The following is a 21,356-nucleotide window of genomic DNA, read 5'->3' as shown; positions in this document are numbered from 1 at the left end:
GGCCTTTGAGGGCATATAAACAATATTAAAACCGACCAAAAAACAAATTAACCAATCACTGATTTCTCTAGGTTTAGGGAATGAAACAAATAACAATCAAGGAATGAAAATAGCCATTATTGGAGCAGGTAATTTAGGTCTTTCCATCGCCAAGGGCATTTTGAGCACTAATGGGGCCACTTCCATGGTCCTTACCAAGAGAAATCTTAGTGGGCTTAAGGAAATTGAAAAATATGGAATTGTTACCACCACTACGGATAATTGGGAAGCAGTGGCCAAATCGGACATCCTTATTTTTGCGGTACAGCCCGGGCAATTTGTAAAGATTTTGGGGGAGGTAAAGGACATTCTTACAGACAAGCATGTTATTATTTCTACCATTACCGGTTTTAGTATTGCCAGAATGGAAGAAGTTATAGGACCGGATCACTATATTATTCGTGCCATGCCCAATACCGCTATTTCCGTGGGGAAATCCATGACCTGTATCTGTAGTAACGAGAAGGGCGCCAAGAGGGTAGACCTGGCCAAGGCCATTTTTAACCGTATGGGGCATTCCATGCAAATTCCGGAAGACCAGATGCAGGCCGCTACCGTTATTTGTGCCAGTGGAATTGCGTTTTGGATGCGATTGATACGGGCTACCACACAGGGGGCCATTCAATTGGGATTCGATGCCAAGGAAGCACAGGAATTGGCCATGCATACCTGTAATGGGGCAGCTAGTTTGTTGATAGAATCTGACAGTCACCCAGAAAATGAAATAGATAAGGTAACTACTCCAAGGGGATGTACCATTTCCGGATTGAACGAAATGGAACACCAAGGATTAAGCTCCTCCCTGATCAGGGGAATAGTGGCCTCATTTGACAAGATAAACGAAATAAAAAAAGGATAACCTCTACCTTATATCTGCAAGGTTATTATACAAGGGAGGTTAATAATACAATATAGAAGATGGAATTATTTGATGTATACCCATTATATAACGTTACTCCCGTTTCCGCCAAGGGTATCGTTGTTACCGATGACAAAGGCCAGGAGTATTTGGATTTTTATGGTGGACACGCCGTAATTTCCATAGGACATTCCCATCCGCATTATGTACAGAGATTAAAGGAGCAGTTGGACAAGATCGGTTTTTACAGCAATGCCATCCAGAATCCCGTTCAGGAAGCCTTGGCACATAAACTGGGAGAACTTTCTGGCTGTGAAGATTACAATCTGTTCCTGTGCAATTCTGGGGCAGAGGCCAACGAAAATGCTTTAAAGTTGGCATCGTTCCAAACTGGAAAATCACGTGTAATTGCCTTTAAACACGGATTCCACGGGAGAACCTCTGCTGCCGTGGCCGCCACGGACAACGAAAAAATAAATGCACCCATCAACAAGCAACAAAAGGTAACCATACTTCCCTTCGAGGATTTGGACGCTTTTAAAAATGAGATTTCCAAAGGAGATGTCTGTTGTGTAATTATAGAGACCATTCAAGGGGTGGGGGGTCTAGATCAACCGTCCCAGGATTTTTATCAAAATATAGCCGAACTTTCTAAGGAAAATGGGGCTTTGCTAATTGCGGACGAGGTGCAATGTGGTTATGGACGAAGTGGTAAGTTCTTTGCCTTCCAACACTACGGCATCAAACCGGATATTATTACCGTAGCCAAGGGAATGGGGAACGGATTTCCCATTGGAGGGGTCTTGATCCATGAAAGCATCAAGGCTTCCTACGGGATGTTGGGAACCACATTTGGGGGCAATCATTTGGCCTGTGCCGCAGGATTGGCCGTATTGGAAGTCATCGAAAAAGAAAACTTAATAGAAAATGCCGCCAATCTCTTTGAATACTTCAAGGAAAAAGCAGCCGATATTCCACAGGTAAAAAGAGTAAAGGGAATGGGACTGATGTTGGGATTGGAATTTGATTTTGAAGTGGCGGAGCTACGCAAGAAACTCATCCACAACCAATTTATGTTCACTGGAGGTGCCAGTGATAAACATGTATTGAGGGTATTGCCGGCATTGAATATTACCAAAGAAAATTTGGATCAGTTTTTTGATGCCCTAAAAAAGGAATTGGCATGAGTTTGTATTTAGACATATCCCAACGAAATGAGGTGCTCAGTACCATGGCACAGCTGATAGATGGGGAAAGAAATACCATCCTTGAGGTCAATAAAAAAGACCTGGAGGCCTATAAGGGAGATGATTTGGCCATGTATGACCGACTCAAGGTAGATGATGCCAAAATTGATGGCATGATCCTATCCTTACAACAGCTGGCAGGACAGGAAGATCCCTTGGGCTTGGAGCGATTTAATTTTACCCATGAAAATGGGATGCACGTTAGCAATAAAACGGCGCCTTTTGGTACGGTCCTGATCATTTATGAATCTAGACCCGATGTTACCATAGAAGCAGCAGCCATTGCCTTTAAATCGGGCAATAAAATTTTGCTGAAGGGCGGAAAGGAATCACTTCAAAGCAATTTGGTATTGGTGAATTTTTGGCATAAATCCCTGGAGCAACACGGTATTTCCAAGGATTGGGTAACCTACTTGGAATTCAATCGGGAGCAGACCCAGGCTTTTTTGGAAAAACCAACCCAAAAGCTAGACCTGATCGTGCCAAGAGGAGGGGAAAAGTTGATTGCCTTTACCAAAAAGCACGCTACCTGTCCCGTAATCGTCAGTGGACGGGGTAATAACTTCCTATACGTACATCCTAAGGCGGACCTTAAAAAGGCTATGTCCATTATCCTAAATGGCAAGACCACAAAGATATCAGCCTGTAATGCCTTGGACAAGGTGTTGATAAATAGCGATTTGCCCAACAAAGAAGCTTTTATAAAAGATTTGATCAGCGAATTAAAGGCGAAGAAAGTCGAGATATTGGTCGATAGCAGCCTCGCCAATACCGAGGGTACTTCAGAAATTACTGAAGAGAACATTTGGTTTGAAGAATTTTTGGATTACAAGATCCTTATTGGGGAAGTGGATAGCACTGAACAAGCCATTGAAAAAATAAATACCTATGGCGGCGGACATTCGGCGGTAATCGTTACCGAAGAGGAACAAGAGGCCGACCTTTTTATGAATTCGGTGGATTCCGCCGCAGTTTACCATAATGTATCCACCCGTTTTACGGATGGCGGACAATTTGGACTGGGAGGGGAATTGGCCATCAGCACGGACAAATTGCATCAAAGGGGGCCCATAGGCCTACAGCATTTGGTGACCAACAAATGGTACGTAAAGGGCGATGGACAAATAAGGTAGTAGCCAGACCTAAACAATAGGTCTTAAAAAAAAGAGCATGCAGAAGAAAAGAATATTATTAAAAATAGGATCCAATACCCTTACCAAGGAAACGGACCATATTTCTCGGGGAAAAATCGAGGATATTGGCAGGCAGATCGCGAAACTAAAGGATAGTTACGAATTCATCATAGTAAGTTCCGGGGCCATTGCCGCAGCCAAGCAGTTCGTGAAATTGGAACACAACGGACAGGAAATCACTGTTAAACAGGCCCTGGCATCTATAGGTCAACCCCATTTAATGCGAATTTTCCAAGAGAATTTCAGGGAGTTGGGATTGTTTACCTCCCAATGTCTATTGTCCTATTCCGACTTTGAAAGGGAAGTGTCCAAAGAAAATATCTGCAATACCATCAACGTACTGGTGGCCAATAATTTTATCCCTATTATCAACGAAAACGATACGGTAGCTACCGATGAGATCAAGTTTGGGGACAATGATAAATTGGCTGCATTAACGGCTGCCTTGATGAAGGTAGATCTCTTGATCATTGCTACCAATACCGATGGCATTTATACCAAGGAATCCTTCATTAATAAGAAGCCGGAAACCATTCGTTTGGTGAGCAACTTGGCCGATCTGCAAAAGGAGGTCAGCAGTTCTAAATCTTCCCATGGTACCGGGGGAATGGAATCCAAGATAGAGGCTGCCAATATTGCCAGACAGGCAAATGTGGAGACCTGGATCGTAAATGGCCTAAAGGACAATTTTATTATCGATGCCCTAGAAAACAAAACCGCTTTTACAACCATAAAATAAAGAAATGCAACACTATTTATCCTTAAAAGATATCGATTCCCTACCACAATGGGTAGAAGAAGCTAGATCATTAAAGGCGAATCCGCTTCAATACAAAGCCTTGGGAGATGCCAAGGCCGTATGTTTATTATTCTTCAACAACAGCCTTAGAACCCGTTTAAGCACGCAAAAAGCGGCATTGAACTTGGGGATGGAGGTTATAGTAATGAATTTTGGAAGTGAAGGATGGGCATTGGAATATGGCGATGGTACCATTATGGATCAGGGCACCTCAGAACACATCAAAGAAGCGGCCCAGGTAGTGGCGCAATATTGTGATATAGTAGCTATTAGGGCCTTTGCCTCCTTGACCGATAAAGAAAAGGACGAGGCAGAATTGGTCATGAACGGCTTTAAAAAATATGCGGGGATACCGGTGGTGAATATGGAAAGCTCTGTAGGCCATCCGCTACAGGCTTTGGCAGATGCCATTACCTTGGCAGAAAACAATATCAAGAAAAGACCTAAAGTAGTCTTGTCCTGGGCACCCCACCCAAAGGCGTTGCCGCATGCGGTGGCCAATTCTTTTGTGGAAATGATGCATTTGCAGGAGGCCGATTTTGTAATTACCCATCCCAAAGGATACGATTTAAATCCGGAGGTAACCAAGGGTGCCAAAATAGAATACGATCAGGACAAGGCTTTGGAAGATGCCGATTTTGTCTATGTTAAAAACTGGAGCAGTTACCAGGATTATGGGAAGGTGATGAACCAGGATAAAAAGTGGACCATGACCAATAAAAAATTGGGCAAGGCCAAGTTTATGCACTGTCTGCCCGTAAGACGCAATGTAGTTGTAGCCGATGAGGTCTTGGACGGTCCCAATTCCTTGGTAATCCAACAGGCCAACAATAGAACCTATTCCGCTCAGATCGTGTTGAAGAAGTTGCTGGAGAGTTTGAAGGGGTAGGGAGTATGCAGTGAACAGTAAACAGTGAACAGTATTCAGTTGGTAGTTTACAGTAAACAGTATACGTGGTAGTGAACAGTGAATGACGAAAATAAGGGGCTCCTTCACTTAGTAAGGGAAGGTGGCTTCTCTGACGATAGGAGGAGAAGACGGAAGGGATTGAAACCCCAAACTAAGGACAAAACGATCAAGTGCCCCAAGCGGGAAGTAAAAAAAGACATGAAACAAAAACTATCTATAATAAAAATTGGCGGGAACGTAATTGAGAACGAAACCGAACTCAACAAATTCCTGGATTCCTTTGCAGCTATGGAAGGCCCTAAAATATTGGTACACGGTGGTGGCAAACTAGCCACCCAAATCGCGGAAAAATTGGGGATAGAATCCAAATTGGTAGGAGGGAGACGTATTACCGATGAAGAGGGACTAAAAGTAATCACCATGGTCTACGGCGGATTGGCCAATAAGAATATTGTGGCACAACTGCAGGCTAGGGGTACCAACGCCATAGGCCTTAGCGGTGCTGATGGCAATACCATCCGCGCCGTAAAAAGACCGGTACGGGAAATTGACTACGGGTTTGCGGGGGATGTGGAGGAAGTAAATGCAGCGGCTATAGATAAATTGTTGCAGGCCGACTTTGTTCCGGTGTTTTGCGCCATTACCCATAACAAGGAAGGGCAATTGCTGAACACCAATGCCGATACCATTGCTTCGGAAGTGGCCATTGGGATGAGCGGGAACTATGACACCACCCTCTACTATTGCTTTGAGAAGAAAGGGGTGTTGCTGGATATTTCGAACGAAACCTCTGTGGTAAAACACCTGGAGCCTAGGAATTACCAAGAATTATTAGAAAAGAAGATTATAGTAGGTGGCATGCTGCCAAAATTGGAAAATTGCTTTCATGCGCTTCATAAAAATGTGGGCAAGGTCTGTATTGGGGATTTGGATATGTTAAACCCTAATGCTACCTTATTTACCACAATTACCTTATAAACATGGATCAACAAAAACTTACGGAAAAAGCTATTGAGTTGTTACAGAAATTGATTTCAATTCAGTCGTTTTCCTCCGAAGAAGATAAGACGGCAGATGCCATTGAGGCATGGTTTACACATTTCGACATCCCTTTTAAAAGGGAGAAGAACAATGTATATGCCTTTAACAAATACTATGATGAGAGCAAGCCTTTGCTGCTGCTCAATTCGCATCACGATACGGTAAAACCCAATTCGGCCTATACCAAAGATCCCTTTCATCCACATATTGAGGACGGAAAATTATTTGGACTGGGCAGTAACGATGCCGGGGGGTGCCTGGTATCCCTTATCGCTACCTTTACCCATTTTTACGCTCAGGAAAACCTAAGCCATAATATAGTGCTCGTGGCCTCTGCGGAAGAGGAAAGTTCCGGTCCTAACGGACTTAACAGTATGTTGCTGATCCTTCCAAAAATAGATGTGGCTATAGTAGGGGAACCCACCTTGATGAATTTGGCTATTGCAGAAAAAGGTTTGGTGGTGTTTGAAGGCAAGGTAAGTGGAACACCATCCCATGCTGCCCACCCCAACGATAATAATGCCATTTACAATACCATAGAAGTACTGCAGTGGTTTAAGGACTATAAGTTTCCCAAGGTATCGGAAGTGCTGGGGGAGGTAAAGCTTACGGTAACCCAGATAAGTGCCGGTAACCAGCACAATGTTGTGCCCGGCCATGTGGATTTGGTGATAGATGTGCGGGTAAACGACTGTTACTCCAACAAGGAAATAGCGGACATACTTACTGCCGAAGCCCCTTGTGAGGTAAAGCCCCGTTCGTTGCGCTTAAACTCTTCTTCCATCAATAAGGAACATCCGTTGGTAAAGTCGGGCTTGGCCTTGGGCAGAAGCAGCTATGGTTCGCCTACCCTTTCGGATCAGGCGGCCTTATATTGTCAGTCCTTAAAATTGGGACCTGGCGATAGCACCCGTAGTCACTCTGCGGACGAATTTATTTATGTAGCGGAAATAGAAGAAGGAATAGATTTGTATATTCAAATTTTACAAGGCTTCCTGAAACAATAAACAATAAACAATGATCAGTAATCAATAAACAATGTTGATTTGATCATTGCTATTGACAGTTAAAAAACAAAAAGTATTATCAAATGAACCGAGCCAAAACGAACTTCCTAATCTAAGAGAGAGTTTAAAGACAAACTATATTTGACTTATTAGAAACATTAAAAGATAAATAGTATAAATTAACCCGTTAACACAAGCATTGTTTATTGCTAATTGTTAATTGATAATTGAAAAATAGATGAAATGAGCCAACACAGATCTATTTAATTGGGAGGTAAGATTGATGGCGAATTACATTTGACCTTTAAAAAAACAAATAAAAACGACAAATGAAACTTTGGGACAAAGGATTTAGCACCGACAAAAAAATAGACCATTTCACGGTGGGCAATGATAGGGAACTGGATTTGCTTTTGGCAAAATACGACGTAATCGCCTCCAAGGCACATGCAAAAATGCTGGGTAAAATTGGTCTGTTGACCCTTAAAGAAACCGATTCCCTGGTACATGAGTTGGACAATATAGCCAAGACCATAGAAAATGGCACTTTTACTATTGAGGACAGTTTTGAGGACATGCATTCCAAAATTGAATTTCTGCTCACCCTAAGGTTGGGAGATGCCGGTAAAAAGATTCACACCGCCCGTTCCAGAAACGATCAGGTTTTGGTGGCCATGCATTTGTACCTAAAGAATGAGTTAACGGAAATAAAGGACCAGACCAAGGATTTGTTCCACCTCCTTTTAAATTTGGCGGACAAGCATAAGAAAGTGATGTTGCCTGGCTATACCCATTTACAGGTGGCTATGCCCTCTTCCTTTGGACTTTGGTTCTCCGCCTATGCCGAAAGTTTGGTGGACGATCTTTACTTTGTGGATGCCGCCTTTAAGGTAGCCGACCAAAATCCCTTGGGTAGTGCTGCAGGTTATGGAAGTTCCTTCCCTATAGACCGTAGTTTTACCACTGAGGAAATGGGCTTTGAAACCATGAAATACAATGTGGTAGCCGCACAAATGGGCCGTGGCAAGGTAGAAAAGGCAGCAGCCTTTGGCATGAGCAGTATTGCTGCCACGCTATCCAAGATGGCGATGGACATCTGTCTGTATATGAGCCAGAATTTTAATTTTGTCTCCTTCCCGGATGAGCTTACTACAGGTTCCAGTATTATGCCCCATAAGAAGAACCCGGATGTGTTTGAATTGGTGCGCGGTAAGTGTAACCGACTTCAAACAGTGCCCAACCAATTGATCCTGATCACCAACAACCTGCCCAGTGGTTATCACAGGGACCTTCAATTGGTAAAAGAGGTGATAGTACCAGCCATACAGGACCTAAAGGCCTGTTTGGAAATAATGACCTTTAGTTTAAAGGAAATACGGGTAAATGAAAATATCCTGGACGATCCCAAATACGATTATCTGTTTAGTGTGGATACCTTGAATGAACTGGTATTGAGCGGCACACCTTTCCGTGATGCCTATAAGAAAATGGGCAAGGAAATCAACGAGGGCACCTTTACCCCCAAAAGGGACATAAGGCACACCCATGAAGGTAGTTTTGGTAATCTTTGCTTGGCAGAGATTAGAAAGAAAATGGACAAGATTTCCTGATCAGCAATCAGTAAACAGTTTACAGTGAACAGAGGGTTAAAGTCCGTCACTTCGAGTGATTTTATGAAGTGAAATGAAATAAAATTGTATCGAGAAGTAGACGATGAACAGTAAAAAGTGAACAGTTTTCACTGGTCAGTGAGCAGTTGATTTACAAACTAATACATAAAATTAAGAGCTCCTCCCTTTAGGCCTGTACTCAGCGGAGTCGTAGTGCGAAGGGAGGTGGCTTCGACGTAGGAGAAGACGGAGGGTTCTGATTACTCGAGCCTAGGGACTTTGGTAAAGGCACGAGCATGATGCTCGCGCCAGCGTGGGACAAGGTGGTTTCTCGGACCATCGCAGGAGAAGACGGAAGGGATTGAAGCCACAAACACTATTTTCTTCATTGTTTCCTTATAAATAAATGTGTTGAGAGGGATGTTGTACACTCATTTTCTTAAATCCAATAGGCCCACTTATTAAGTGGGCCTATTGGATATTCGGCGTATGACAGGTCCTAAATCCGTTGGACCTAGGTCGCTATTTTTTATATTCTTTACAATTGGATCGTGGCACCCATTACTTTTAAAAATTCCCTTATAAAACTAGGATGTGCCGGCCAGGCTGGGGAGGTAACCAAGTTGCCATCTACAAAGGCCCCATCTACGGGAATGGATTGAAATTCCCCGCCCGCCAGGGTCACTTCCGGCCCCACGGCTGGATAGGCGGTGAGCTTTCTTCCCTTTACAACACCTGCGGCGGTCAAAATTTGAATGCCATGGCAGATGGCGGCGACAGGTTTGTTGGTGGTGAAAAAGTGCTGTACTATTTCGAGCACTTTTTTGTTCAATCGTAAATATTCTGGCGCCCTTCCTCCGGCAATCACCAAACCATCATAGTCGGACACCTTTACATCTGCAAAGCTGTAGTTCAGGGCAAAATTATGACCCGGTTTTTCCGTATAGGTCTGGTCGCCTTCAAAATCGTGTATGGCCGTTTTTACTATGTCCCCCTTTTTCTTGTCCGGACAAACGGTATGTACGGTGTATCCTACCATTTCCAGCATTTGAAATGGGACCATGGTTTCATAATCTTCAGTGAAATCTCCAGTTAAAAACAATACTTTTTTCATTGTTATTATTTAGGGTTAAAAAATTATTTGCGCTGTATTGTGGGTATTAAAGCTATTAAGGAGGAAGGCCGGTGGCCCTGTTCTTAATATTTACCCTTCAAGTTAGTAAATATTTGGTTTGCTTGAGGCCCAGTTATTTTAGATGCGCGTTGGGAGTAGGATGTAATACGTTGTTTTTGAATCATTTAATGCAGAAGGTCCTTTTAAAAATTAACCTTCTTTTAATACACTTTTGTTGTTTTGTTGGCATTACAGGGTTGGTGTAACTAAAGTTCAAAGTTCAAAGTTCAAAGTTCAAAGTTCAAAGTTCAGAGTTGGAAGTTTCAAGTTCAAGGTTCCAAGTTGAAAGTTGAGTTGACACAGCAACAGCACCTTCCTTTGGATTTGTGCCACGTCAGTAGACTTTGCACTGCATGGATCAAATTCCCCCTCCTTGGGAGGGGGCTAGGGGGAGGGCTTCAAGGCAGGATGATCAACTTCACCAAAAGCAATCACGTCAGTCAAAAACTGATTGCCGCGCTATGCCTACCTGCCGGTAGGCAGGCCTGTCTACCGGCTAGGTATTCTCGCTATTACCTTAAAAGGTCAGGTAGAGCGTCACGATAGTTATGGTTAAAGACTATAAGGCGAAACCTACATACTTTCTGGCTAAACCGCTGACAGCCTACCAGCCTCTTGTAATACCCTTTCCGCTTGGGCCATGTGGCGCTGATTGTGGTAGATGACCACCCTAAAGGTATCGCCCAATCTAAGCTTGATCCATTTTGAAATGGAAATGCCCGTTTTGGTCTTGGTAAGGTCTACCTCTTTGGATTTGTCTAATAGGTTGAGGATGGCCTGTTGTTGGCTCAGAAATTTTTTAAGGGTGTCCATGTTCAGCTTACTGCCTACGGGGTCCATGGACTTAAATGTTTTCATTTTGTTCAGCTTTTCCCTGGGAAGCATGGTTTTGGCAAAATAGTCGCCCAGCCATCCGCTTTTGAAAGTTTCTGCAGGCCTCTGTTGGGAAGTTGTTATCCGCTTTTCAATTTCAGGAATATAAAAATCCCCATAGCGGTTTAAGTGTTCCAGGCATTCCAAAATACTCCAACTATCAGGGGAGGATTTCCAATTCAAAATTTCCAAAGGCAAGTGTGTAAAGCCCTCTGCCTTGTTTTTGTTTTCTTGGGTACGCTCCAATAAATCCTGCAATAAATCCTTAGAAAGCATGTCTTTATTTTTTATGGCAAATTTTGGCATTTTAAAGCTCTAAAACATTGATCGAAATCAAGATTTTTTAATCCTGGAAAGCGTTTCAGGGGTCATTCGTAAATAGGAAGCTATGTATTTGTGGGGTATTTCCTGAAAGAGTTGGGGAGAGCGCTTCAGTACCCTCATATATCTTTCCAAGGGAGACACGGTTAAAATATCCCGCTCCCTTTCCATTTGCTGCAATACCAATTGCTCCAGCATTAGTTGCCAGATGGAAGTATTTTCTGGGGACGATTTCATAAAATCCATGAAAGTGGCCTTGTCAATGACTTTAACGGTGGTTTTTTTTAGTGCCTGTATATAGAGATCGGAAGGTTTTTCATCCAGAAAGGAATCCAGAGCAGTAATAAAATTATGGGTATAGCCAAACCTAATGGTGTGTTCCTCATTTTCCTCCACCACATAAATTCTTAAACTTCCCTGAACCACCCAATAGAGGTTGGTGTCCTTACTGCCCTTTACCTTTAGAAACTGGTTCCTATCCAATTCCAAGACATTGGTCCATAACCCTTTGCGTTCTATGCTCTCAACGAGGTCGGTAATTGGAGTCATTTTTTAGGGATTATGGATTGGTGGTCATTACTATTTTTCCCTTATGCTTTGCGTCTCCAAAATACTGGATCAATCGTCCCGCATCTTCCAGGGGATAAGGGCCATCTATCTGGCATTGGATTTTATGTTGTGTCAGTAGCTCTATAATGTAATCCAAACCAATATTGGTCTTTAGGGCCAATACCTTTAATTTTTTGGAGGAGAATAGGGGTGCAAACTTGCCCCACAGCAGTACTTTTAATAAACCGGACAATTTGCCGCCAATGGTCACATACGCTCCATTAGGTTTTAGAGCTTTGAGGTAGGAGAGGGCCGCTTTGTTGGTTTTACAATCCAGGATGAGGTCGTACGTTTCCCCCGCTTTGGTAAAATTTACTTTTTTATAGTCGATTACATGGTTATAACCGAGTGATGTCATCATGGCCAATTTTTCTTGGGAATCTACTCCTGTTACCTCACAATTATAAAGTTTGGCCAGTTGCAGACCAATGGTTCCCACGCCACCGCCACCGCCGTTGATTAGAATTTTTTGGCCTTCTTTTATTTGTCCTATGTCCCTTAAGGCTTGTAATGCCAGGCAGGAGGCATGTGGAATGGCTGCGGCTTCTTCAAAACTTAGAGCTTGGGGTTTCTGGATCACCGCCTTTTCGTTGATGCTGATATATTCTGCAAAGGTGCCAAAGCCGTATTCCGAGGTGTCTCCCATAACTGCATCCCCAATTTTAAATTTTGTTGCCTTTGCACCCATGGCCACAATGGTACCCGACAATTCCATTCCCAAAAGTCCATGTTTGGGCTTAAGCAGGCCGAACATTAAACGGATCAAATAGGGCTTGCCCAGAACCAGACTCCAGTCGTAGTCGTTCACGGCCGTTGCATGGATTTTTATTAGGACCTCATTGTCCTTGGGTGAGGGTGTTGGCCGTTCGGTTATTTTAACCACCTTTTCGGGAAGGCCATAGGCTTCACATATTATAGCTTTCATTTGGTTCTATTGATGTCCTAAGTTAATCATTTGACCCTAATTGGCATTTCATATTCTTCGGTAATATTATAGGGCATTTTCCATATCTCGCCCTCAAAATTGCCGAAATAGAGTTCGGACTTACTGGGTTGGTGCGAATGTCCATCTGCCCAGAAAAAGGAAAACGGCGCTTTATAATTTACTGGTCTTCGCACATAGGAATGGCTCAAGGCACTATGCTCCGTTAAAACTTTGATCTTTTTCCAATTTTCCCCTTGGTCTTGGGACTGCCATAGAGCCAATTCCCCACCAACGCCCCAATCTTGGGCACCTTTTTCCGTGGGCCCAACAATTTTCCAATCATCCTCCCCAATAAAGAGACTCCCCATATCATAATTATGGTCGGATGTGGTTACCACAGTAGTTTGCCATTGCTCACCGTTCCATTTGGTAATACACCATTCGTAAGGGGCACTTTTTGGACCCGGTTCATGTCCGTTGCTTCTTATATACAGGCAGGCGGGATGACCTTCCGCTGTAAAGCCCATATCTTTTAGGTACACATTTTTTTCTAGGGATGCGTAGTCTACTGCTTTTGCCGGACTGTCCATGTCCACCACCGGAAGAGGTGTTTCTATACCATTGACGGTGGTCCAGGTAGAGCCAAAGTCGATTGACTGTATATAATATAGGTCGGTTCTTTTATCCACATTTCCAATGGGGTGCCTATTGAAGAAGGTGCCCAAAAGCTTACCATTATAAATATCGCTGACTTGATAGTGACCGGACTTTTCCCCTTCTTTTTCCGGGATAGCGGCAAGCAAGGTATCATCCGTCCAGTTGATTCCATCTTTACTGGTCTCGAAATAGAGTTGGCGTACCCCTGTATATTTTGTAAAAAAATGAAAAAAGCCAAAATCGGTGTACCTAGGTTGTGGGTAGGTCATTTCCTCCTCAGTAATCTGCACAAATTCCTTTATGGAATATGGCATTGTGCTTTTGTATTTGAAACCTGGTCGTGTGGTACCCCTTCCACTGATAAATACCCAAATATACCCGGCATGATCGATTAGCATGGAAGGGTTGTCATGGGGGTCGTTTACCCCATTTTTATCATAGACTACAGTGGGTTTGGAAACCATTTCCGTTTTATGGTCAAACTCCCCGATCATGCAGAGTAGGTAGCGTAGGTCTTCTGAGGGAGTACCCCCATAGACAAAGAAGGTTTTATCAACTTCGGGAGCATAAATGGCCAAAGGCACGTGCTTTGCGGTATAGGTCCCCAATGCCCCGGAGTATTTGTCCCCATACTCGTACTTCTGATCTAATTCGAACCAAATGCCCCTATAGCCGTTAATCTTGGTGTTGGTCAAACTCTGGCCGATGGCATTTCCAACAAAAGAAATAGCAATAATCAAGGTCAATAAGTTAAAGTTTGTTCGAGTTTTAATACCTGTCATTTTCTCTATTTTGTTTTGCTAAAGCATGTTTTTTTGATGCCGCCGGTATTTATATATTGACTTGTCTCATGAAAACCAAACTTCTTGTATAAAGCTATTGCCGGTGCATTGGCCCAACCAGTTTCCACAATAAGGGTCGCGGAATCATCATAGTTTTCAAGGAACAGTAATATTTTTTGGGCTATTCCCTGCCTAAAATATTTAGGATGTACTACCAGGCTACAGATATCAAGCGTGTTTTCAAGTAGGTCTATTTCAACTGCAGCGGCCAAAATACCCTCCTTCCAGAGGACATAGAAAAGGGTGTCGCTATTTAGAAAATCTACAATGCTTCTTTTTAAAGGAGGAAAATCCGTAACACCCAATAATTCGGCCTCAATGCGATAGGATACTTGAAAAATCGCGTGAATTTTTTCTGCATTGGAAATTTCGGAATGGTCTATTTTTTCGATCATTGTTTCTTTAGAGGACACCGCTTTGAGGATTAAAACGCCTATATAATAGCCTAATATAGCAATTCCTTTTTATCCATTATTGGTTCAAGGTTCAACTTTGGGCAATGAACAATTAGCAATCAACAATAAACAATATCGAGTGTTCAGTGAACAGTAATGAGTGAACAGTAATAAGTGAACAGAATTCAGTGGTAAGTGTACAGTGAAAAGTGCCCATAACCGACAGTGTGAGTTGCAGTCGTAGCAAAGCAATTCCATCCTTTAAACAGATTGCCGCGTTTCACCTGCCTGACGGCTAGACAGGCTCGCAATGACAAAAATTTGTCGGGTAGAGCGTTGTTTCCAAAAGGATAGATTTCTTACAAGATGTACCATGGTTTCTAGCCAAGTTCACTTCGCGTATCAGGAGTGGAAAATATTGCGGTTATTTTTTCTGGGTAAACTATTCTGAAATCAAATTCAATGCCTTTATGGAATTAGCAAATGTATTTGATTCAATTACTGACCTATATCTTGTAAGGCCCTGTCAACTTTAATTATTTGAGCTATAATGATTCCAAGGTGTTATTTCTTATTCACAGTATAGACACCCCCAGCAACCAAAAGTATACCTAATCCCAAATAGATATATCCTTGTTGTTTGCTCCCTTTATCGGAAACATCGAGTTCTATATCCAACACCTTTATAGAGGCCCCGCTATTATCTATTTTATTAAAGCCTAAATACCCTAGGGCTATGCCGCCAATAATTAGAAGTATTCCTATTACTTTTTTAGTATTCATAGTTGGTTATTTAATGTTAAAGATCAACAAAAATCTACGTACGCTATAATAATGTTAACAACAAAATATACTTTCCAACTGGGTGATATGGAATTTACCTTCAATAAATGAAATCGAATAATGGCTATAAGGAAAATATTTATTAGGGGTTATTTTATCATCCCCAAATTAATGACTTCCTGAGGTGTAAGATGTCTCCAGTGCCCACGGGGAAGATCTTTTTTGGTTAGTCCGGCATAGACCACCCTATCCAATTTTACGACCTCGTATTCCAATTCTTCAAAAATACGACGTACAATTTTGTTACGTGTGCTCTTGAGTTCTATGCCTACCTCGCGCTTAGGGGCGTTTTCAATAAAACTTACATCATCTACCCGAACCACGCTGTCCTCTATAGAAATGCCTTCCTTGATCTTAATAAGGTCCTCGCCCCTTAAGTTTTTGTTCAGCTCTACGTGGTATATTTTGCGAAGTCCGTTTTTCGGTTTTGTAAGTCGCTTCGTCATTTCCCCATCATTGGTAAACAACAAAAGTCCGGTAGTGTTCTTGTCCATTCTCCCAACAACAGAAAGTTTGGATTTGGAGGCATTGGAAATTAGGGAGGCTACAGTTCTTTTTCCGTGCTCATCCTTTGGTGAGGTAACAAAATCCTTGGGTTTGTTAAGCAGTACGTATTCCTTTTTCTCTGGATTTAGCAAACGGCCATCAAATTTTACTTCATCGGTCAGTTTTACCTTGTAGCCCATTTCCGTAATTGGCTTACCATTTACGGTGATGTTTCCGGCAGAGATATAGATGTCTGCATCTCTACGCGAACAAACACCAGAGTTGGCCACATAACGATTTAAACGCATTACATTGGGATCGGATGGTGGTTTTGCTTCCGTTTTCTTTCTTATTGGGGCGTTGCCCCTTGCATGGCTCTTTTTTCTAAAAGTGCCCCCTTGTCTTCCTGATGCTTTTTTGTCGTTGTTGGAATCTGACCTACTCATATATACTGTAATTTATTGCAAAGGTAGCAAAGGAAATGGTATGTATAAGCTATTGTAGCGGTTATTAGTGATTCTTAGAGAATTCTGTTCAATACCAGATCAACATTGATCAATAAAATACTGAACACTCCCAGTATGATGATCAGCTTTAGGATGTTGTGCAGCCATACGTAGTGTTTTTTGCTGTTGGATTTTACCAAAAGGATCAAAAATCCAAAAAGCAAAAAAATGCAACCTATAAAATAGAGGTACATATAGCCTACATCAAAATATTCTATCAAAAGAAAGGCGGGAAGCAGTGTTAGGCCAATCAAAATGGAGATGCAGATCTTCGAGAATTTTGCCCCGTACAGGATGGGGATGGTCTTGTAGTTCTGGGCCATATCCCCGGCCATATTTTCCAGGTCTTTGATCATTTCCCTGGCCAAAATCAATAGGAAAAGAAAAAGGGCATGCACAAAAATTACAGTGTCAAAGTTCTTGTAGTACACAAAAACAGCAAAAAATGGAGCAATGGCCAGAGTGGCGGAAACGAAATTGCCCAAAAAAGGAACTTTCTTTAATTTGTGGGAATAGAACCATATGCCAAAAATATAGGCAGAAAAGAATACAACTGCCTTAAAGGATACATAGCTGGCAAAAAATACAGAAAGAAAATTCAATACAAAATAAGTGGTGAGCTTGGTACGTTGGCTTACCAGGCGATCCAGCATACTCTTTCTAGGTTTGTTGATCAGGTCTTTTTCCGCATCGTAGAAATTGTTGATGATATATCCTGCTGCTATTACCAAGGCCGAACTGAGCACAATAACGAACAGGTTGCCATCAAAAACTACCTTACGCAAGGGTAAATGGGGAGCTAAAATATATATGGAGGCTAGGTACTGAGCCAAAATGATCATAAGAATGTTGTATCCTCTGACCACAGAAAACAGGCTCAGAAACTTTAATAGCAAGAGCTTGTTTTTTCTACTAAGCATAAAGGAGAAGGTTAGAAGTTGTATACCACTTCTAAATTATAGCCCTTCAGGGCTTTTTTGGCTTTGTTGATGTCTTCGGTAAATCCTAAAATGTAACCTCCGCCACCGGAACCACATAGTTTTAAATAATAGTCGTTTGTGTCTATTCCCTGTTTCCATAGTTTATGGAATTCCACGGGTATCATAGGCTTAAAATTGTCTAGTACCACATGCGACAACTGCTTTAAGTTCCCGAAGAGCGATTTTACGTTCCCATTTATAAAATCCTCCACGCAGGCATCCGTATGTTTAATAAACTGATCCTTTAGCATGGCCCGGAATCCTTCATGTTTCATTTGTTCCATAAACAAGTGTACCATAGGCGCGGTTTCACCCGTACTTCCACTATCCAACAGGAATACGGCCCCCTTGCCATCCAAGTTTTGTGATGGAATGCTGGTAGATTCTATATTGTCCTGGGAATTTATTAGAATAGGCAGGCTTAAATAGCTGTTCAGAGGGTCAAGGCCTGAAGATTTACCGTGGAAAAACGATTCCATTTTTCCAAAAATAGTCTTCAATTTTAATAATTTTTCCCGGGTAAGATTCTCTAAAACGGTAATTTTTTCGATAGCATATTTATCGTAAATAGCCGCCACCAGGGCACCACTACTACCAACGCCATATCCTTGTGGAATGGAACTGTCAAAATACATACCGTTAGCTACATCCTTATTTAAGGCCTCCAGATCAAAAGTCACCAATTTATGGTCTTTCTTCTGCAGGTCTTTCAAATATTCCGCAAAGGCCTTAAGGCTGGCGTTCGACTTCTTAGCCGCCTCAGAATCCTTATTTTTAGATTTTAGTGCCCCTTTAAAAAAATTATAGGGTATGGAAAGTCCTTTGGAATCCTTAATGATTCCATATTCCCCAAAAAGTAGAATTTTAGAGTAAAATAACGGTCCTTTCATTTCTTTAAGATAAACATAAATAATTTAAACTCTTGCAAGGGCATTAAAATAAAAATCAATATGATTGAATAACTAACGTAATATCTGACTATTAATTATTCATTTTTCATATGAAAATTACAGCTTTTCTGCTCCATTTCCAATTTGATCGCAAATATACTGCCCGTTTTCACAATATGCAACCAACTCATTATTAATAAATTGATAAACTTTTTCCTTTTCGTTTTCAGGATATAGCACATGCACGTTGGCCCCTGCATCCAGGGTAAAACAAACATGGGTTTTGGACGATTCCCTAAAGGCCCATATTTTATTGATAATTTCCAAGGTATTGGGTTTCATCAATATAAAATACGGCATACTTGTCATCATCATGGCGTGTAGGGTGAGGGCTTCACTTTCTACAATTTTGATAAATTCCAACAAATCGCCCTCTTCAAAAATCCTTTTTAATTTGGTCAGATTTTTATGCGCTTGGTCGAACCGTTGTTCCGCAAAGGGATGATCATGCATTAAATCATGGCCAAGACTACTGCTCACTTGTTTGGATCCTTTGTCCACCAAAAGGATGGAATCCTGATAGTTATTAAAAATAGGGTTTACCTTGTAGGGATATTTAATGGCGTATAGATCGGAACTCTCCTGGGTGTCCTTCTGTGCCCCCCATTGCATTAGGTTCCCTTCAATACTCCGGCAGGCACTCCCAGATCCCAAACGTGCCAAAAAAGAAGCCTTTCTTTTAAAAAAAGCGCTATCCATATTGGGGTTTAGTTCCCTTTCCAGTTCCATGAGGCACAGTGCCAAGGCAGACATTCCACTGGCCGAAGAGGCTATACCGCTGCTGTGGGGAAAGGAATTGGAAGTTTCTATGGTAAAATGATAGGACTTTAAAAATGGCAAATATTTTTCCGTCCGTTTAAGAAATGTGCTTATTTTGGGTTTAAAATCTTCTTTGGACCTACCATCGAAAAGTAGGTCAAAAGAAAAGTCGGATGCCTTATTATTTAATTTTTTATAGCTGACCGTTGTAGTGGTAGCACAGGTATCCAGGGTAAAGCTGATGGATGGGTTGGCGGGAATCTGATGTTCCTTTTTCCCCCAGTATTTTACCAAGGCGATATTACTGGGCGATTTATAAGTAACTTTTCCTTCCGTTTTGTCTGTGGTATAAGTGGAAGGGATAAAGTCTTTATCGGTCATATTGGAAACAATTTGTGCAAAGATAGCTTTTAAGTAGTTTTACTGTAGATCCTGTTAAAATAAATTGTTAATTTAGGGCGTAAACAACCAATCCTTGAAAAAGCAACTTACCTATATCGCAATTTCGGTAACCGTATGTTTAACCATTGGCTTTTTATCCAGTTTTGCCACGCAATCTTCGGTAAATGATTGGTATTTGGAATTGAATAAGCCAAGTTTTAACCCGCCCAATTGGATTTTTGCTCCGGTCTGGACCGTGCTCTATATAATGATGGGAGTGGCCGCTGGAATTGTTTGGGCCAAAGGGTTTTATCATATTTGGGTAAAAACGGCCCTATACCATTTCGGGATACAGTTGCTGTTCAATGCGCTTTGGAGTATAATTTTCTTTGGATTTAAGAATCCTTTCGCTGCCTTACTGGTTATATTGGCATTATTGGTGCTTTTGATCTTTACCATTAAATGGTTTAAAGTGGTGAGCAATACTGCCGCCTTACTATTGATTCCTTACCTACTTTGGGTATGTTTTGCTACGGCTCTTAATTATAAGATTTGGGAATTGAATTAACCTTTTTGCCTTGCTATATATGGTGTGGGGTAGATTAAAATTCCAAATAGATGATTGTTCTTTTTATGAACATCCCTGATTAGAGTTGACCGATTTAATTTACTAATTGATTGTCAAAAATAGTCATCAATTTCCTTTGTTGAGGCCTCAACAAAGGAAATTGGCCTATGAACTTTTCAGGGCTCATTCTATTATTGTTATTATGTAATCTTTTACTGTTGTAATTCTTTACAGCTTTGGCCGTCATTCTTTTTAACTGTCCAAAGTCCTTTGGTTTCCAGTGGTCCAGGTACTCTTCTTTTATGGTCCTGTTTATGCGCTCCGCATAGGCATTGTCCTGGGCCGATAGCGCCATGCTTATCCTGCTTCCGTTTTTCTTGAGAAGGCCTATATAACCTTTGTAGGTATATTGGCTTCCCCTGTCGCTGTGGTGGTACATAGGAGCGGCATTCTCGTTAAGTGCCCTGTTCAGTGCATCCATATTTGCCTGTGCCCTCATATTGTCGGAGACCTTGTGTCCTACGATCTTCTTGGTATAGACATCGATTATGAAAACGGCGTAATAGTGCTTGCCACCAATTGGGATGTACGTAATATCGGATTGCCAGACCATCGATGGGCGGTCCACCTCCATACCTTTGATAAGGTTGGGATAATATATCTTGGAGGCAATGGTCGTCCTTCTATAGTTCTTTTTGCGCTTCAACCTATATCCCAGTTCCATCATCAGTTCCACGAACCTGTCCCTTCCTATAAAATCGGGCCTAAGGGTATGGTACATTTTCTCCACCCCACAACCTGGATGGTCTTCCCGGAGCTCATCCGCCTCGAGGACCATCTGGCGGACCTTCTCGTCAAAGATCTTCTGCCGTGCGCCGTACTGAAGGACGGCCTGTTTGCTCAGGCCGGCTTCCTTGTACAGATCGTTCATGGAAAAACTCACTTTTTGTTTGTTTTCCCGGAACCAGTTGATTGTGGGGTGCCGAAGTTTTTTTTGATGTCGATATCGAGTTCGTCCTTGGCGATCTCCATCATCTTCTCCAGATAATCGATCATGATCTGCTTACGGCCCACTGTACGCTCCAGCTCTTTTACGCGGGCTTCCAGCTCCTTCATCTTTTTGTTGCTACTGTCCTTCATCTCGATAACTCTAAATCCACTTTCATTAAAGATAGAGAATTTATAGATCCACCGATAAATTGTTGCGTGGGGGACCCCATGCAGTTTCTCCAGTTGGGGAACACTGAACTTGCCTTTCTCGAAATCCGAAACAAGACGTCTTTTGAATTCTTCCGAGTATTTACGCTGTTTGCGGATACTCCGTATGTTTGCTTTCATAGTTTTCCACTCTTTAAGTGGTCAACCTATATCAGGGACGTACA

Annotated in this window: 22 protein-coding genes; 9 read left to right on the top strand and 13 right to left on the bottom strand. The window is 42.0% G+C overall.

What is annotated here, in order from left to right:
• Positions 1–103 precede the first annotated feature (103 nt).
• From proC to argH, 8 genes are all read left to right on the top strand, one after another.
• Positions 104–898 carry a pyrroline-5-carboxylate reductase gene (proC, locus tag LV92_RS03950; protein WP_111622368.1) on the top strand — a complete coding sequence of 265 codons (795 nt, stop codon included), beginning with the start codon at positions 104–106 and terminating at the stop codon, positions 896–898.
• A 59-nt stretch (positions 899–957) separates the two neighbouring features.
• A complete protein-coding gene (locus tag LV92_RS03945) occupies positions 958–2,085 on the top strand; it encodes an aspartate aminotransferase family protein (protein WP_111622367.1) in 1,128 nt (375 codons plus the stop codon).
• Positions 2,082–3,278 (top strand): glutamate-5-semialdehyde dehydrogenase, encoded by a 1,197-nt coding sequence (locus tag LV92_RS03940; RefSeq protein ID WP_111622366.1) that lies wholly within the window; start codon positions 2,082–2,084, stop codon positions 3,276–3,278. The genes LV92_RS03945 and LV92_RS03940 overlap by 4 nt, the downstream gene beginning before the upstream one ends.
• A 37-nt stretch (positions 3,279–3,315) precedes the next feature.
• Positions 3,316–4,077: a glutamate 5-kinase gene (gene proB / locus LV92_RS03935; RefSeq protein ID WP_111622365.1), complete on the top strand. Its 762-nt coding sequence runs from the start codon at positions 3,316–3,318 to the stop codon at positions 4,075–4,077.
• 4 nt (positions 4,078–4,081) lie between these two features.
• Positions 4,082–5,026, top strand: a complete 945-nt coding sequence (locus tag LV92_RS03930) for a Rossmann-fold NAD(P)-binding domain-containing protein (protein WP_111622364.1) — start codon at positions 4,082–4,084, stop codon at positions 5,024–5,026.
• Positions 5,027–5,245: 219 nt separating this feature from the next.
• On the top strand, positions 5,246–6,025 hold the full coding sequence (argB, locus tag LV92_RS03925) for an acetylglutamate kinase (RefSeq protein ID WP_111622947.1): 780 nt from the start codon (positions 5,246–5,248) through the stop codon (positions 6,023–6,025).
• 2 nt (positions 6,026–6,027) lie between these two features.
• On the top strand, positions 6,028–7,095 hold the full coding sequence (locus LV92_RS03920) for a M20 family metallo-hydrolase (RefSeq protein ID WP_111622363.1): 1,068 nt from the start codon (positions 6,028–6,030) through the stop codon (positions 7,093–7,095).
• A gap of 329 nt (positions 7,096–7,424) precedes the next feature.
• A complete protein-coding gene (gene argH, locus LV92_RS03915) occupies positions 7,425–8,705 on the top strand; it encodes an argininosuccinate lyase (protein WP_111622362.1) in 1,281 nt (426 codons plus the stop codon).
• Between the two features lie 538 nt (positions 8,706–9,243).
• Here the strand turns inward: argH and LV92_RS03910 are convergent.
• The 11 genes from LV92_RS03910 to LV92_RS03860 form a co-directional block, all read right to left on the bottom strand.
• Entirely contained in the window at positions 9,244–9,819 is a 576-nt protein-coding gene (locus LV92_RS03910; RefSeq protein ID WP_111622361.1) for a DJ-1/PfpI family protein, read from the bottom strand.
• A 648-nt stretch (positions 9,820–10,467) separates the two neighbouring features.
• Positions 10,468–11,028 (bottom strand): DinB family protein, encoded by a 561-nt coding sequence (locus tag LV92_RS03905; RefSeq protein ID WP_111622946.1) that lies wholly within the window; start codon positions 11,026–11,028, stop codon positions 10,468–10,470.
• Between the two features lie 57 nt (positions 11,029–11,085).
• Positions 11,086–11,622, bottom strand: a complete 537-nt coding sequence (locus tag LV92_RS03900) for a Crp/Fnr family transcriptional regulator (protein ID WP_111622360.1) — start codon at positions 11,620–11,622, stop codon at positions 11,086–11,088.
• A gap of 10 nt (positions 11,623–11,632) precedes the next feature.
• Positions 11,633–12,607: an NAD(P)-dependent alcohol dehydrogenase gene (locus tag LV92_RS03895; protein WP_111622359.1), complete on the bottom strand. Its 975-nt coding sequence runs from the start codon at positions 12,605–12,607 to the stop codon at positions 11,633–11,635.
• Between the two features lie 26 nt (positions 12,608–12,633).
• On the bottom strand, positions 12,634–14,046 hold the full coding sequence (locus tag LV92_RS03890) for a BNR-4 repeat-containing protein (protein WP_111622358.1): 1,413 nt from the start codon (positions 14,044–14,046) through the stop codon (positions 12,634–12,636).
• 5 nt (positions 14,047–14,051) lie between these two features.
• Positions 14,052–14,519: a GNAT family N-acetyltransferase gene (locus tag LV92_RS03885; protein ID WP_245946250.1), complete on the bottom strand. Its 468-nt coding sequence runs from the start codon at positions 14,517–14,519 to the stop codon at positions 14,052–14,054.
• Positions 14,520–15,065: 546 nt separating this feature from the next.
• Positions 15,066–15,284, bottom strand: a complete 219-nt coding sequence (locus LV92_RS03880) for a hypothetical protein (protein ID WP_111622356.1) — start codon at positions 15,282–15,284, stop codon at positions 15,066–15,068.
• A 149-nt stretch (positions 15,285–15,433) separates the two neighbouring features.
• Complete coding sequence (locus LV92_RS03875; RefSeq protein ID WP_111622355.1) at positions 15,434–16,276, bottom strand: pseudouridine synthase; 843 nt, start codon at positions 16,274–16,276, stop codon at positions 15,434–15,436.
• 74 nt (positions 16,277–16,350) lie between these two features.
• A complete protein-coding gene (locus LV92_RS03870; protein ID WP_111622354.1) occupies positions 16,351–17,256 on the bottom strand; it encodes a geranylgeranylglycerol-phosphate geranylgeranyltransferase in 906 nt (301 codons plus the stop codon).
• A gap of 11 nt (positions 17,257–17,267) precedes the next feature.
• Positions 17,268–18,206 carry a mevalonate kinase family protein gene (locus tag LV92_RS03865; RefSeq protein ID WP_111622353.1) on the bottom strand — a complete coding sequence of 313 codons (939 nt, stop codon included), beginning with the start codon at positions 18,204–18,206 and terminating at the stop codon, positions 17,268–17,270.
• A gap of 117 nt (positions 18,207–18,323) precedes the next feature.
• Positions 18,324–19,406 (bottom strand): diphosphomevalonate/mevalonate 3,5-bisphosphate decarboxylase family protein, encoded by a 1,083-nt coding sequence (locus tag LV92_RS03860; protein WP_111622352.1) that lies wholly within the window; start codon positions 19,404–19,406, stop codon positions 18,324–18,326.
• 94 nt (positions 19,407–19,500) lie between these two features.
• Here LV92_RS03860 and LV92_RS03855 point away from each other — a divergent pair, with 94 nt between their 5' ends.
• The gene (locus LV92_RS03855) at positions 19,501–19,974 is read left to right on the top strand and encodes a TspO/MBR family protein (RefSeq protein ID WP_111622351.1); all 474 of its coding nucleotides are present in this window, start codon (positions 19,501–19,503) and stop codon (positions 19,972–19,974) included.
• 94 nt (positions 19,975–20,068) lie between these two features.
• On the opposite strand, the gene LV92_RS03850 is transcribed toward LV92_RS03855, so the two are convergent.
• A complete protein-coding gene (locus LV92_RS03850; protein ID WP_111622350.1) occupies positions 20,069–20,905 on the bottom strand; it encodes an IS3 family transposase in 837 nt (278 codons plus the stop codon).
• 8 nt (positions 20,906–20,913) lie between these two features.
• The gene (locus LV92_RS03845; protein WP_111622349.1) at positions 20,914–21,312 is read right to left on the bottom strand and encodes a transposase; all 399 of its coding nucleotides are present in this window, start codon (positions 21,310–21,312) and stop codon (positions 20,914–20,916) included.
• Positions 21,313–21,356 lie beyond the last annotated feature (44 nt).

This window comes from Arenibacter echinorum, from assembly GCF_003259375.1.
In the GTDB taxonomy this organism is placed as follows: domain Bacteria; phylum Bacteroidota; class Bacteroidia; order Flavobacteriales; family Flavobacteriaceae; genus Arenibacter; species Arenibacter echinorum.
The sequence above is the reverse complement of the archived record's forward strand: the minus strand, read 5'-3'. Positions and strand labels throughout refer to the sequence as shown.

Bases quoted from the DNA above. Each gene is read 5' to 3' on its own strand.
- proC (WP_111622368.1), top strand. From the start codon at position 104: ATGAAAATAGCCATTATTGGAGCAGGTAATTTAGGTCTTTCCATCGCC.
- LV92_RS03945 (WP_111622367.1), top strand. From the start codon at position 958: ATGGAATTATTTGATGTATACCCATTATATAACGTTACTCCCGTTTCC.
- LV92_RS03940 (WP_111622366.1), top strand. From the start codon at position 2,082: ATGAGTTTGTATTTAGACATATCCCAACGAAATGAGGTGCTCAGTACC.
- proB (WP_111622365.1), top strand. From the start codon at position 3,316: ATGCAGAAGAAAAGAATATTATTAAAAATAGGATCCAATACCCTTACC.
- LV92_RS03930 (WP_111622364.1), top strand. From the start codon at position 4,082: ATGCAACACTATTTATCCTTAAAAGATATCGATTCCCTACCACAATGG.
- argB (WP_111622947.1), top strand. From the start codon at position 5,246: ATGAAACAAAAACTATCTATAATAAAAATTGGCGGGAACGTAATTGAG.
- LV92_RS03920 (WP_111622363.1), top strand. From the start codon at position 6,028: ATGGATCAACAAAAACTTACGGAAAAAGCTATTGAGTTGTTACAGAAA.
- argH (WP_111622362.1), top strand. From the start codon at position 7,425: ATGAAACTTTGGGACAAAGGATTTAGCACCGACAAAAAAATAGACCAT.
- LV92_RS03910 (WP_111622361.1), bottom strand. From the start codon at position 9,819: ATGAAAAAAGTATTGTTTTTAACTGGAGATTTCACTGAAGATTATGAA.
- LV92_RS03905 (WP_111622946.1), bottom strand. From the start codon at position 11,028: ATGCTTTCTAAGGATTTATTGCAGGATTTATTGGAGCGTACCCAAGAA.
- LV92_RS03900 (WP_111622360.1), bottom strand. From the start codon at position 11,622: ATGACTCCAATTACCGACCTCGTTGAGAGCATAGAACGCAAAGGGTTA.
- LV92_RS03895 (WP_111622359.1), bottom strand. From the start codon at position 12,607: ATGAAAGCTATAATATGTGAAGCCTATGGCCTTCCCGAAAAGGTGGTT.
- LV92_RS03890 (WP_111622358.1), bottom strand. From the start codon at position 14,046: ATGACAGGTATTAAAACTCGAACAAACTTTAACTTATTGACCTTGATT.
- LV92_RS03880 (WP_111622356.1), bottom strand. From the start codon at position 15,284: ATGAATACTAAAAAAGTAATAGGAATACTTCTAATTATTGGCGGCATA.
- LV92_RS03875 (WP_111622355.1), bottom strand. From the start codon at position 16,276: ATGAGTAGGTCAGATTCCAACAACGACAAAAAAGCATCAGGAAGACAA.
- LV92_RS03870 (WP_111622354.1), bottom strand. From the start codon at position 17,256: ATGCTTAGTAGAAAAAACAAGCTCTTGCTATTAAAGTTTCTGAGCCTG.
- LV92_RS03865 (WP_111622353.1), bottom strand. From the start codon at position 18,206: ATGAAAGGACCGTTATTTTACTCTAAAATTCTACTTTTTGGGGAATAT.
- LV92_RS03860 (WP_111622352.1), bottom strand. From the start codon at position 19,406: ATGACCGATAAAGACTTTATCCCTTCCACTTATACCACAGACAAAACG.
- LV92_RS03850 (WP_111622350.1), bottom strand. From the start codon at position 20,905: ATGAACGATCTGTACAAGGAAGCCGGCCTGAGCAAACAGGCCGTCCTT.
- LV92_RS03845 (WP_111622349.1), bottom strand. From the start codon at position 21,312: ATGAAAGCAAACATACGGAGTATCCGCAAACAGCGTAAATACTCGGAA.